Origin of the sequence: Lysinibacillus sp. RS11, from assembly GCF_042019215.1 — a bacterium.
GTDB classification, from domain to species: Bacteria; Bacillota; Bacilli; order Bacillales_A; family Planococcaceae; genus Lysinibacillus; species Lysinibacillus xylanilyticus_A.
The window spans coordinates 140,188-152,924 of sequence record NZ_CP168124.1; the positions used below are offsets into that span (position 1 = coordinate 140,188).

A 12,737-nucleotide genomic window follows, 5' to 3' on the forward strand; every position below is an offset into this window, starting at 1 on the left:
GCATACAATGGAGAAAAACTACGATGTATTAGTAAAGGATCGATTATTCTTTGGCGGTGCGAAAGACGCAGATTCTGCTTTTGAGCAAGAAAAGGTGGATGTTGTGATTGATGTTCGAGTAAACGGCTTAAGTACTGAGGAGCAGGAATTGGCTTCATATGAGTACAAGCATATGCCAATTGCTGATGAGGACATAGAAGTTGCGCCATCTATCCAAAAAGTAGCGAAAGAAATTGTTTCTGCCTATGATAATGGGCAGAAAGTGTACTTCCATTGTGGAGGCGGGGGAGGTCGCGCAGGTGTTGCAGCGACAGCCGTGTTAATGGAGCTTGGCGTAGCTAATTCTCTAGAGGAAGCGGAAGAGGCTGTAAAAAACGCTCGTCCACAAGTAACGATTCGCCCAAAAATGGCAGATGCTTTGCACAAGCTATATAAATAAATGAGAAGATGTACCAAAGGATTTTTCCAATTTGGTACATCTTCTTTTTTTAGTTAGTGAATTAACTGTTCATGATTTTTTTTAAAGACTTCAAACTTAGAGAAAAAAGGACTCATTACTCGAAGTTGGGGATGATATTGGTTAAAACGTCTACCATGTAAATTAACCTCACGTTACGGTAATCAAAAATAATAACTTGGTTTATTTTTGAAAATATAATTCACTTTTAATTTTTGTAAGTTAAAAATACAAATTTTGGAGTGATTTTATATGACAACATTTACACCATTACAAGAAGCTCAAGCCTTCGTTGAAGCGTTTTTACTATCTACGGAGCAGTCATCTTTAAGCCATCCTTATAAGAAGGATAAAGGTCGATATCCACGAGTGCGAAAATTTTTCCAAAACAATATATTAAATGGTACAAGTGATACTTCCACATATCAACAGGGTGTTGGACAAGTAATGATGTTCTGTGCCCAGTTCGCTCAACAAAAGGCACTAGCCGGCGAACGTGATGCAGTTTACAAGGAAATTGTTCATGCTGTTATTCCAAAGCTTATTAATAGAGCATTTAATTTTCCGACCATTAATCCATTAGCAGGCTTTATTTATCTTGGTGCGGCAATGCTTAAGAAGTTAGACGAATCCCAGGGCGATGTTTCACTTTCTAATGTTGATGTGTTGTTAGGGCGATACCGAGACTATTTTGCTAATGAAGTATTAAATTCTAAAGAATACTATGCTTTAATGTATCATCGTACGCCATCTGCTTGGATATACAATGATGAAGAAAAGTCGTACCGTTTTGCTACTGGTCCATATTCGGGGCAAATCGGATACTGGATCACGACCGCAGATTTATCCACCGATCCTCAAAAAAATTACTTAGAAATGCCAACAGTTCTTGATAGTTCAGGACAAGTTTCTTTTGCTGGTATTCAACCAGGAACAAGCGGTAGGGATTATATAGATCACCATTCCTATTACAACACTAAAAACGAGCGATTTATTCTTAATGCTTCACTTAACGCCATTGCTTTTTGGATGGCAGCGCATGTTTATGATGTAAAAGTAAATGGAACTGGAGCTTCATTAACTCCTGCATATAATATGAAAAATGCAATCCGAGATGTTCTTAGTTATACTCATTGGGGCTCTAACACCTCAGTTGCAAATGCTTCTAAAGGATGTTTCCAACAAGAGCCATTTAACAATTCATTAACTGCTAAAAGGGTTCTTCCGGTTCATGGATTTTACGAAGTAACCTTGGCAAATAATATGCTACGATCTCGATTCGATTCTCCGGCCTATAATACATTTGCAATAACATTCTTACAAATCTTTGCAAGCTTAATCGAAAATCCAACAGCTTCATCATGGTACAGTCTTGTTCCGAATGGTGATTCGGATTCAGGAGTTATGGTAACTCAGATGATTAATACCTACAAAGACATTTTCACTAACTATTCATCTATAAAAAACACTTTAATGAGTAATTTGTTTAGCCAAGCTAAATATTGGGGTATGTACATTCCGGAAAATGCTATGTTAGGCTCATCCGAGTTGATTAAAAATCCGTGGCAAATGCCTAATAAGGGTGAGGGGATTAATCAGGCCATGGTTGGATTGTTCAATGTTTATCCTGGAATTACAGGTCAAGGTTTTGCAAGTCTGAATAATAAAGTCGGAGAAGCCATTAAACTTCAACTTGATATAGGCCAAGCATTACATGGCCAAAGTCACTTCCCTTCGCACGGTCGTTCAGGCCTTTGGGATTTAGCTCGCTTAGATATATTAGCTGATGCTTCAAATGCAGATGGAACGGAAAGCTCTGCTACAGACCTTACTACTACTGATAAAGAATCTCCAAACTGTGCTGGAGCTCGTCGGGCATTTTACGCTTTAGCTATGGCGTTGGTGGTCGATAAAGTAAGGCATGTTGATTAGAAAAATAAATGGTATAGGGTAATTCTAATTTTAAAAAAATCATGCGTATGAAAAATAATAATTGATCTATACTATAAAGGATTACACTTCAAATCCTATGTGACTAGGAGGGTTAACCCGATGAGTAAGGTTGATCGATAGCTCTGAAGGACCATCATTACTGATTAAAGCTAAAGTACGGTTGTCTTAGGGATATCTTAAGATCCAATACGGAAGCGAGGCAGTGTGTCATGGAGGAATAAATGTAAGTGGTGATCAAACCCGGAAGAATATTTTTTCCGGGTTTTTTATTTGTGCGTCGGGCATGCGTATGAATGCATCACAATTTCTTTTTGGTATATTTTTTAATTATAGTAACTAAAATGGCAAGTAGAAATACGATAAGACTATTTATTAGCAAATAGTAGGCAAGATTCAACCCATAGAATACCGCAAAGGCATCACGAAGAATGAATAGTGCTAGTATAACTCCGATTCCACCAAATGCACCTGCTAGTAATAATATTGTGAAAGAAGCAAAATATAAACTTTTCCTTTTTTTGTAGGATATAAATCCAATAATATTTGCAACAACGATAGAAAAAACCATAAGTATTAAGAAAAATTCGCTCATTTAACTCTCCTTCTTTCATAAATATATTTCCCATTTACCCTAAACTGCTCTGTTAGTAAAAAAGCGATTGCTTTATTGAACAATCGCACCTCATTAGTTGAACACTTCAAAATGGATACTGCTGCGTTATTGTATCCGGATATTTTCTCAATTTCTTTTTCGTCTTTAAATTCATCGTTTTCGAACTGTACTTTAGCAACAAGCTCTAAATCGTCGAAATTTTTTTGCTCTACGATTTCTATTAGGAAGAAGGAATAATAATAGAAAACTGTGTTCCCTTTCCCTTTTCACTTTTTATTTCTATATCTCCGTTTAATCCTTTTACAATACTGTATGCAATCATCGTACCTAGCCCGGTTCCCTTCTCTTTTATAGAATAAAACGGCATAGCGATTCGATTTATCTCCTCAGAAGACATTCCAATTCCTGTGTCAATAATATCAATCACAATACGATTCTTTACCTTTTTCACATTAATTCGGAGCATCCCTCCATTAGTCATGGCTTCAATCCCGTTCGTTGCAATGTTAATTAAACACATTTTTAGATTATCGGTGTTGGCATATATATAGTAGGAACATTCATTATCGCTTTCAACTTTAACATTACATTGGATGGCGATCGGTAAAATAACCTCTATTACTTGCTCAACAATTGGTCTAATATCTAATAATTCTCTTGCAACATTTTGTGGTTTTATAAGGGACAAATAATCGTTAATAACGAGTTGCGCTTTTTCTAACTCCATTAGCATGACTTGTAAATAGTCATCCTTTTGCGTTTCAGAGATTTCGTTTTTACTAAACATCTGCATAAATCCATATACCGTAGTCAACGGGTTTCTTATTTCATGGGCTATAGACGCTGCTAATTCACAAGTCACCATAAATTTTTCTGCACGGTGAATTTTTCCTTTCATTTTAAACCTTTCTATCATTCCTTCAATTAAATAAAGAGACAATAAAACAGTCAGAATATTGATCACTATATAATTGAATAAAAAGTAAATAAAATCAGGTTGAACTTTATCGTTTATTCGTATTTGGTTCATTAAAGCGAATATAGAAAAGGAAATAGTGCAAAGAGACATAAGCAATAAGCTGAACAATATTTTTCTTTTTTTATAATAACCAGCAAGAAAATATTGAGATACCATAGTAATGGAAGTGGCCATAAAATATACAATAATGGCAGGGTAGACTCCGTCTCCGCCTAAGTAAAAACGGTAAGAAACAAATATAACAGTAATAAAAATAAAACTCCTAAAACCACCATAGAGAACAGCTAAAAGGATTGGGATAAGCCGTAAATCATATATGTATCCATAATCAAACTTAAAAGGGAATGTCATACATAGAACAACCGCAATGGATGAAAGAAAGGAAATTAATATAGTATTACGCGCTTCTTTTCCATCTTTATCTAACCAAAATATTTGATAGAAAAAAATACAAATGATAATAATGAATGCATTTAATAATAATGTCGTTATCCCCATGATCAGCGCCCCTAAATTGAGTAATAAATGTTAAAAAAGTGATAAAACACAAAAGGTTAAGATAATTATAAACATTTTTTCAAAAAAAGAAAGATGTTGAAAAAAGTGTAAAAAAAATTTGACTAACCTGCACCGTTAGCCACCCATGTAGCGCAAAAACCAACGCTACATCACAGAAAATAAAAGGTGATTAAGGTTTTTCATGGGAGTTCAATAATAGCAAGCCAAAAAGGCAATACCTTTAAAGAATCGCACTCATTTAGACTAGTTAAAATATATTCTTGATTAAACGAATCACCATTCTTGGTATAAATATTAAAATGTTCCAAACTATTTCAAATAAGATTGAATCTCGAATTTCAATAAGTATGTCTTTAAAAATGCCGCCCTGACCATTCTCTTTCCTAATTTTCATCCTCTATCTCCTAATAACTCAATATTTACTATTTCACCCCTACTAATAATTGTAGTGTAGCATTTTGTAATTTGATGAGTAACCTTGTTTCATTACCTGCTCCGTTAATTTAAGTACATTTCTTCACATACTTTAAAGAGAGGTCAACATAAATATCCAATTAAAATTATCCCACGTCTAAGAAATATATAGAGGAGAAGCTACATTTTGGGTATCAGCTAACAATAAGTTTTTGGTTTGTATGTCCGTAATATTTGTAAATTTTTTCTATACACATCAGAGCAAAATTGTTATAGTGATGATATAACAAAGGATGAGGTGATCTGTATGATGGAGGAGTTAGCAAAAGTTCCATGGGCAGTCATAGCGCCACTAATCATAGTTCAATTTATTTTAATGATTGTCGCTTTAGTCGACTTACGTAAAATCCATGCAACAAATGGGCCGAAAATTTTATGGGTGTTTATTATTATTTTCGTTAATCTTTTGGGGCCAATTGCGTACTTTATAGTTGGGAGAAAGCAAACATGACGACATTACTGCAAGTAACAAGCCTAACAAAGCAATTTGCAGGAAAAGTAGTAGTTGATGGAATTGAGTTCACATTAGCAGAAAATACATCGACAGCATTAATTGGACCAAATGGTGCAGGTAAAACAACGACTTTATCGATGTTAACAGGTCTATTAAAACCTACCTCTGGAATTGTAAAAATGTTAGATGGTGATTTAAGATCTACTATTGGTTTTTTACCACAATTTCCGCAATTTCATCCTTGGCTAAGTGCGCTAGAGTTTACTGAAATGGCTGCAAAGTTAAATGGTGTGTCTGCAAACAAGGCAAAATTAGAAGCACAAAAGACACTTGAGTTTGTGGGGCTAGGCAATGATATAAATAAGAAAATTGCTACATTTTCTGGTGGCATGAAGCAACGGCTAGGTATTTCCCAAGCAATTGTGCATAAGCCTAAATTATTGTTATTAGATGAGCCTGTATCTGCTTTAGATCCAGTTGGACGTAGGGAAGTACTTGATTTGTTAAAAGATCTACAACAAGAAACAACCATTTTATATTCGACTCATATATTGAATGATGCCGAGGAAATGACAGATCAATTATTATTTTTACGTGATGGAAAGCTAGTAGAGCAGGGAACATTGCATGAAGTGCGAGAACGCTTCGATGAACCAAATTATGTTGTTGAATTTAACACTGAAGAAGAGGCCGACCATTTTATTCAATCTGAACATATAGGCAAAGCGAAGGGCCGTTATGTATATATAGAAATCATTGATGAAAAGCCGAGTATGCAGGAGCTACTGCATCATTTAAGTAATGCTCCTTATAAAATACGGAAAGTGGAACAACAAACAGCTTCACTTGAAGAGATTTTCATGAAGGTGGCGAGAAAAATATGAGAGGATTTAATGTCCTTCTGCAAAAGGAATTCAGAGAAGCTTGGCGAAGCTGGAAGTTTTTATGGATACCTCTTGTATTTGCATTGCTCGGTATGAGTGATCCACTGACAAACTATTATATGATGGATATTTTAAATGCTGTTGGTAATTTACCGGAAGGCTTTGAAATGTTGATGCCAGAATTAATGCCAGTTGACCTATTACAAGCGTCCATCGGGCAATTTCAGACAATCGGGTTACTCGTATTAATGGCTACTTTTGTAGGGGCCATCAGTAAAGAAAGAGCAAGTGGCATGGCTACTTTATTGTATGTACGTCCTATATCGTTTGGCGCTTATTTTTTGAGTAAATTTATCGTTATGGGTACTGTTGGTTTTGTTAGTATTTTAGCTGGTTTTGCCGCGAGCGTTTACTACACGGTCGTACTTTATGGGACCTTTGAGATAGGGTCACTTGTGGCAAGTTTTTTCACGTATTTTTCTTGGCTACTCTTTGTGCTAGCAGTGACATTGATGATGAGTGCTACCTTTAAAACAATAGTTGCGACTTCATGTGCATTTATTGTTATTTTTATGGGGCAAATGATAAATGCAATAGTCGGCACATTTTGGACAGTATCCCCGTGGAAACTACCGTTATATGGCGTTCAATTAATTAGGGGCACGATGGAAATGTCTGATTTTTGGTGGAGTCTCATGATGACAATAATATCGACAATTGTTTGTATTAGTATTGGAACTTTCACGATGAAGAAAAATGCATCGATGACGAAAATTTAAAGGAAACATGGTAAAAATCTGCGTAAATTCTTTTGGTAGGGTACGAGCGCGAGAACTAAAAAAGCGTGCCTTGCCAATAGAAAATATAGCGGATTTTTACCGTATTATTTCTTAAATCATACCACCATTCATCAGTAAAATAAGACCAACTAAAAACATTACCCATGAAAGAGCTGAACTTGTGCTTTTATCAAAAAGTGCTTGTATTTTTCTTAACGGCGTAGTCATAAAGCGTCTGAATAGTATGTGTAAGCCGAGCAAGATGATTGCTGGCGTAATCATCATTAGATTATACCCGGCTATAATGGGCAACCATTCATAAAAAGCTAAATGATTACTTGTTAAAATGCCGATTGTAGCGAAATAGGGTAAAGCTGTTGCCACTTCTAATAGAGAAGTTGTGAACCCTAAAGCAATCATTGCTTCTATACTAAACGATTTTGGCTTAGGGGATCCCGAAGTATTTTTCTTCGGTACTAACCAACTCCCGACAAATAATATGGCACCTACAATTGTCATTACTAATCTAGCAGAATGGCTATTTAATGCATTGGCAATTGGATCAAAAACTACATCTAAGCCAAGCATTAAGAAAATGCCTGTACAAAAATAAAAAAAAGCTACTGTCGTTAAATATGCTAAGAGTAGTCGACTTTGCTGCTTTTTTGCCACAAGCAATACGTATACAGTCACACCGATTATAGCTGGACTAAACATATCTAATATAGCTAAGCCACCAATTAACAATAAACTTTCTGTGCTCATTGTTGGGGATCCCCTTTACTAATATTTTTAGCTTCATAAATAGTAAAAGCCTGATCAATAAAATGTAAGAAATCTTCCGCTAACGGATACAAGCCAAGCTGTTCGGACTGTGAAGAGGATTTTCGTATATCCCACATCTTTTCTAAAAATGATTCATTCCCTTTGTATTCCTCTGCTGCTTTTTCCATCATTCGTTTAATAATGCGTTGCACTGAAGCTGATTCAGCATCATAGCTTTCCTTCAATTCCCTTAATTGACCTAATAAACTAATCCACTCTAAAGAATGCGGATCATTGCGATTTATATTCGGGAGCTTTTGTATTAGCTTCAAATCAGTTTCAGAAAATATTTGTTGTCGAAATGCCTGCTTTTTCCCATTTTCTTGAGTAGAAAGTTTAATGATCTTTTGAATAAGTGATTCATTTAAACTTCCCTCGATGGTCAAAGCATGTTGTAATCCTAGTATAGCGCTTTCCATTTGCTTTAACTTGTTTTGCTCTGCTTGAACAAACGCAAGCTGATGATCTAAGCTTTCCGCCCAATCCCAAGATTCATTGAGTAATGGCTGAATTTCTTTTAAACGAAATCCTAATGTTTTTAAAAATACGATTTGTTGTAGTGTTTTCAGCTCTTCTTCACCATATAATCTGTGTCCACCTTCTGTTTTGGCTGTCGGGAATAATAAGCCAATCTCTTCATAATAACGCAGTGTTCGAACAGAAATCCCTGTTTGTTTTGATACTTCATGAATGACAAGCAATTAGCGCGCCCCCTTTTTAACTGTTACCAATATTGTACAAAATGACGTTGCGTAACTTTCAAGTAGTTTAGAGAAAAATTTTTTATCTTCATTCAGCAGAGGTTTTTGTAGCGAAAGCAAAGTGTCTAGGGCTATATTATGTACATCACTTATCTTGGAATATCCAAAACTTAGGAATATAATGTAGCTATAACTAGGATTTATCAAATAACTCGGAAAATATGAAAAAATAAATAGGGGAAGGTGAAAAAATTGGATATAGAAAATTCCAATCGCTTTCTTACAGCGTTTAATCGGATAGATCACAGGTTAAGAGATATTATCGGTGCAAAGGATTTTATGCCCTTTTATCGTCTTATCGATCAAGCTAAGAAGAAGGATGTACTAGTTCGTAAATACGAAGACGATTTGCGCTCTTACGCAGATTTACGAAATGCAATTGTTCATCATCGTACGTCCTTCGAATATGTAATTGCTGAACCACATATAGACGTAGTGGAAAGAATTGAATATATAGAGGGAAAACTGGCTAAGCCAAAACTTGTAGGACAAATGTTTTGCAAAAAAGTACTAGCTTTTCAGGAAACAGATTCGTTAAAACAAGTATTAAAAGTTATACGCCATCGTAAATTTACACAGTTTCCTGTATACAATAAAGATCAATTTAAAGGACTTGTGACGACAGTAGGAATTACAAACTGGCTAGCTATGGTAATGGTAAGCAATCAAATACCTAAGGAAGTTCCGACTTTGCACGACATTTTATTACATGAAAAAAATAGAGTGAATTACAAATTTGTGAGTAGATACATAACGATATACGAGGCTGAAGATATTTTTAAACAAGGCGTAGAGCGGGGAAGCCGTTTTGAGGCGTTACTAATAACGGAGCATGGGAAGCCACATCAAAAACTAATCGGCATCGTTACACCACTGGATATTGTAAAAATAGATTAAGCAAGACGAGACAAGCTGTTAAGGGCTTGATCGTCTTGCTTTATCCTTCAAGCTTACATATAGAGAGCCGTTTGCTTGAACTTGGGCAAAAAAGACATCTTCCACAGATTGGATATTTTGTTTTTTTAGCTTCTTCATAAGCCAATCTTCAGTCAACTCAAGTTCAACTAAGTTTTCATAAATAACCTGCCCATCTGAAGCTACTTCTGTTGGTATATAGGTTGGTGGTGTTACATCGGCCTTTACATCTTGTTTTGTAGCTGATTGTTCAGTAGGCTTTGGTAGCACACTAAGTTTACCCGTTGTTTCAAGTAATGCATATTGCACATCTTGTACAGAAAATATGGCTTGTTCTCGTAGCATCATTGTTAACTCATCCATATGCAAACGATTTTTCCTTAAAGCAGATTCTAAAATAAGTCCATTTTGAATAAGGATTGTAGGCTTATCATCAATGAGAACACGTGCTTTTTTAGATTTAATAGTAATAATAGTCATAAAATATGTTAAAGCACCCCACCAAATAAGAGAAATCATACCATCTAAAAAAGGGGTTTCAGTTTGTGAAGCAATTTCTGCAGCAATCGATCCAAATGTAATCCCTGTAATGTAATGGAAAAATGTTAGTTGACCTAGTTGTTTTTTTCCTAGGACTCGTGCCAGAATAAGAAGCACAAAGAAGGAAAGTGTTGTCCGAAGAATCATTTCCCAAAAGTTAGCATGAAAAAAACTTTCCATATATATATCAACTCCTTTAAACTACTGTCGAAAAATAGCTTGTGCAAAAAAGTCAATTGTATGCGACAATTATTCGTAAACGGAATTTTTAAATAATTTAGAAAGTGGGTGGCAACATGAAACAGGTTGGAAATTTTAATAACCCTGTTTATCCAATAATGATTGCAATAGCTGTTGCCCATCTTATCAATGATACGATGCAGGCCGTTATTCCAGCGATGTTCCCGATATTAAAGAGTGATTTAGGTTTAACCTTTACACAAATAGGGCTTATATCATTTGTCCTTAACATATTTGCCTCTGCTTTACAGCCAGTTGTTGGATTTGTCAGTGATAAAAAGCCGATGCCATATGCGTTGCCAATTGGTATGACTAGTTCGTTTATTGGTATTGCCATAATAGCGTTCACAACGCAATATTGGATCATTCTTATTGCGGTATTATTTTTAGGTTTTGGTTCGGCTATATTTCACCCTGAAGGATCAAAGGTGTCATTTATGGCAGCAGGTCCGAAAAGAGGACTTGCACAGTCAATTTATCAAGTAGGGGGGAATTCTGGTCAAGCCCTTGCGCCGCTCATTAGTGCCTATATTTTTGATGTTTTTGGACAACGTGGTGCCGCAATTGTCTTAGTGGCGGCAACGTTCGGAATTATTTTGTTGAGTAAAATTGCGGGATGGTATAAAAAGCAGTTGGAGCAAGAGCGCGTAGCAAAGAAAAAACGCGTGTTAGTTTCTACATTGCCCCCTTTAACAAAAAAACAAGTAGGTATTGCGTTAACGTTATTATTTACTATTATTTTTGCACGATCATTTTATACCACTAATATTACAAGTTTTTATGTATTTTATTTAATGGACCATTATGATGTTAGTCTTCGTCTTGGACAAATTTTAATTTTTAGCTTTATGGCATTTGGCGTCATTGGAACATTTTTCGGCGGTTCATTATCAGATCTGATTGGTAGAAAAAATGTTATTTTACTATCCGTTGTTGTACCAATGCCGTTTTGTTTAGCACTGCCGTATGTACCGTTATGGGCAGCTATGATATTTTTAGTAATTATCGGTACGCTCATTATGATTAGCTTCTCGGTAACCGTTGTCTATGCACAGGAGCTTGTCCCGACAAAAATTGGTACAATGGCGGGTTTAACAACTGGCTTTGCTTTCGGAATGGGGGCAATTGGAGCGATGGTAATTGGTGTATTAATGGATCATCGGGGTATCGATTTTACAATGATGGTCGTATCTTTGCTACCATTATTATTACTCGTGGCATTTTTCTTACCGAAGGATCAACCAGCTTCAGCGGTATAAGAACTTCCAGATAGATAAAAAAACGCGTCCTCGTGGAACGCGTTTTTTATTGACGTAGTGGTGATAAAAATTCAGCAGGTAGTCTTTCCTTATCTGCTACATAGCCTTCTAATATGTGGACTTCATGCATTTTATCATTGTAAGTGAATTTGAAAATGCCATTATCAAAGTCGGTGCCGATTTCTTTGAAAAATATACCCTCAATTGATACATATTTAGGACATGTAAATGCTACCTTAAAGTCTTCATTTTCTTTGATTAAATAAGCACGTACACCTTTTTCGTATGTATCGTTTGCATCATTGTCAGTTGGACGTTGGACAGCAACGATGTGAAAATCAACAAAAGGAACCTCTTTTAACAAGACGTTTAAGAATGAGCCCTTTGTAATTTCCTCCCAGCGACTCTGTGCGCTTTGGCCTACGATGATTTGTGAAATTCCATAATTTTTTGCCACTTCTGCAATAACCTTTTGTATGGGGCGTTTTTCATTATCCAGTAATATGAACTTTTCAATCTCAAGCTCTTCAGATAACTTTTTCCATTGCTCGATGTAGCTAGATTTCTCTGCATCAAATGCATCGAGGGGTTGCGAATCGACCGAAAGAATATACAATGGACAGTCTAACATTGTAGCCATTTTATGACCGCGTCGTATTAAACGTTCACCGTTAAGTCCATAGTAGACACAAACTAAAATACTTTCGTCTAAGCGCCCTTTTACATGCTTCATAAAAATTCCCACCTCATATCTTGTTGTTATTTTGTTATTTCTACTGTCTATTTTGAAAAAAGTATCTTAAAACAGCTAAAATCAACACTGATACAGTGCATTGTGCTCATTTATATTGTATACTTGAAAATGTATAAAAGTTAATGAAAATATATCGGGAAAACCTTGAGGAACGAGGTTTATCTCTATGCTTTACAGCGATTTACTTTATGCATCTTGTGTATTTAAACCAATTGCTTCTATATGCCACACTATTATGCAGTTAGTTAAATAGATAGTCAAGCGACTTTATATCTATGGTTTTTCGCGCATAGTCAATAGCAAATTGCTGGACGAAATTGATAGTAGGAGG

At 35.7% G+C, this 12,737-nt stretch carries 13 protein-coding genes; 7 read left to right on the plus strand and 6 right to left on the minus strand.

From position 1 onward, the window contains the following. Positions 1-7: 7 nt before the first annotated feature. Together AB9L17_RS00810 and AB9L17_RS00815 are read left to right on the plus strand one after the other, a co-directional pair. Positions 8-439: a protein-tyrosine phosphatase family protein gene (locus AB9L17_RS00810; RefSeq protein ID WP_375199922.1), complete on the plus strand. Its 432-nt coding sequence runs from the start codon at positions 8-10 to the stop codon at positions 437-439. A 270-nt stretch (positions 440-709) separates the two neighbouring features. Beyond that, positions 710-2,389, plus strand: a complete 1,680-nt coding sequence (locus tag AB9L17_RS00815; RefSeq protein WP_223555166.1) for a hypothetical protein — start codon at positions 710-712, stop codon at positions 2,387-2,389. 319 nt (positions 2,390-2,708) lie between these two features. On the opposite strand, the gene AB9L17_RS00820 is transcribed toward AB9L17_RS00815, so the two are convergent. Continuing rightward, positions 2,709-3,002, minus strand: a complete 294-nt coding sequence (locus AB9L17_RS00820) for a 3-isopropylmalate dehydrogenase (RefSeq protein WP_068986140.1) — start codon at positions 3,000-3,002, stop codon at positions 2,709-2,711. A gap of 241 nt (positions 3,003-3,243) precedes the next feature. Continuing rightward, a complete protein-coding gene (locus AB9L17_RS00825; RefSeq protein WP_223555164.1) occupies positions 3,244-4,500 on the minus strand; it encodes a sensor histidine kinase in 1,257 nt (418 codons plus the stop codon). A 742-nt stretch (positions 4,501-5,242) separates the two neighbouring features. Between AB9L17_RS00825 and AB9L17_RS00830 the strand changes: the two genes are divergently transcribed. From AB9L17_RS00830 to AB9L17_RS00840, 3 genes are read left to right on the plus strand one after another with little or no spacing between them, the layout of a single operon-like run. Continuing rightward, positions 5,243-5,446, plus strand: coding sequence for a PLDc N-terminal domain-containing protein (locus tag AB9L17_RS00830; RefSeq protein ID WP_068986138.1), 204 nt, complete (start codon positions 5,243-5,245; stop codon positions 5,444-5,446). Next, positions 5,443-6,333, plus strand: a complete 891-nt coding sequence (locus AB9L17_RS00835) for an ABC transporter ATP-binding protein (protein ID WP_223555161.1) — start codon at positions 5,443-5,445, stop codon at positions 6,331-6,333. The genes AB9L17_RS00830 and AB9L17_RS00835 overlap by 4 nt, the downstream gene beginning before the upstream one ends. Beyond that, complete coding sequence (locus AB9L17_RS00840; RefSeq protein ID WP_375199923.1) at positions 6,330-7,112, plus strand: ABC transporter permease; 783 nt, start codon at positions 6,330-6,332, stop codon at positions 7,110-7,112. Before AB9L17_RS00835 ends, AB9L17_RS00840 begins: the two co-directional genes overlap by 4 nt. 111 nt (positions 7,113-7,223) lie before the next feature. Here the strand turns inward: AB9L17_RS00840 and AB9L17_RS00845 are convergent, their stop codons facing one another. Together AB9L17_RS00845 and AB9L17_RS00850 are read right to left on the minus strand one after the other, a co-directional pair. Further along, complete coding sequence (locus AB9L17_RS00845) at positions 7,224-7,877, minus strand: GAP family protein (protein WP_068986135.1); 654 nt, start codon at positions 7,875-7,877, stop codon at positions 7,224-7,226. Continuing rightward, entirely contained in the window at positions 7,874-8,638 is a 765-nt protein-coding gene (locus AB9L17_RS00850) for a MerR family transcriptional regulator (RefSeq protein WP_068986134.1), read from the minus strand. Before AB9L17_RS00850 ends, AB9L17_RS00845 begins: the two co-directional genes overlap by 4 nt. Positions 8,639-8,881: 243 nt before the next feature. On the opposite strand from AB9L17_RS00850, the gene AB9L17_RS00855 reads away from it, so the two are divergent. Continuing rightward, positions 8,882-9,595: a CBS domain-containing protein gene (locus tag AB9L17_RS00855; RefSeq protein ID WP_375199924.1), complete on the plus strand. Its 714-nt coding sequence runs from the start codon at positions 8,882-8,884 to the stop codon at positions 9,593-9,595. An 18-nt stretch (positions 9,596-9,613) separates the two neighbouring features. Here the strand turns inward: AB9L17_RS00855 and AB9L17_RS00860 are convergent, their stop codons facing one another. Then, the gene (locus AB9L17_RS00860; protein ID WP_083227096.1) at positions 9,614-10,333 is read right to left on the minus strand and encodes a DUF421 domain-containing protein; all 720 of its coding nucleotides are present in this window, start codon (positions 10,331-10,333) and stop codon (positions 9,614-9,616) included. Between the two features lie 116 nt (positions 10,334-10,449). Between AB9L17_RS00860 and AB9L17_RS00865 the strand changes: the two genes are divergently transcribed. Continuing rightward, positions 10,450-11,652 (plus strand): MFS transporter, encoded by a 1,203-nt coding sequence (locus AB9L17_RS00865; RefSeq protein WP_223555157.1) that lies wholly within the window; start codon positions 10,450-10,452, stop codon positions 11,650-11,652. A 46-nt stretch (positions 11,653-11,698) separates the two neighbouring features. On the opposite strand, the gene AB9L17_RS00870 is transcribed toward AB9L17_RS00865, so the two are convergent. Further along, positions 11,699-12,385: a universal stress protein gene (locus AB9L17_RS00870; RefSeq protein WP_068986132.1), complete on the minus strand. Its 687-nt coding sequence runs from the start codon at positions 12,383-12,385 to the stop codon at positions 11,699-11,701. Between the last annotated feature and the right edge of the window lie 352 nt (positions 12,386-12,737).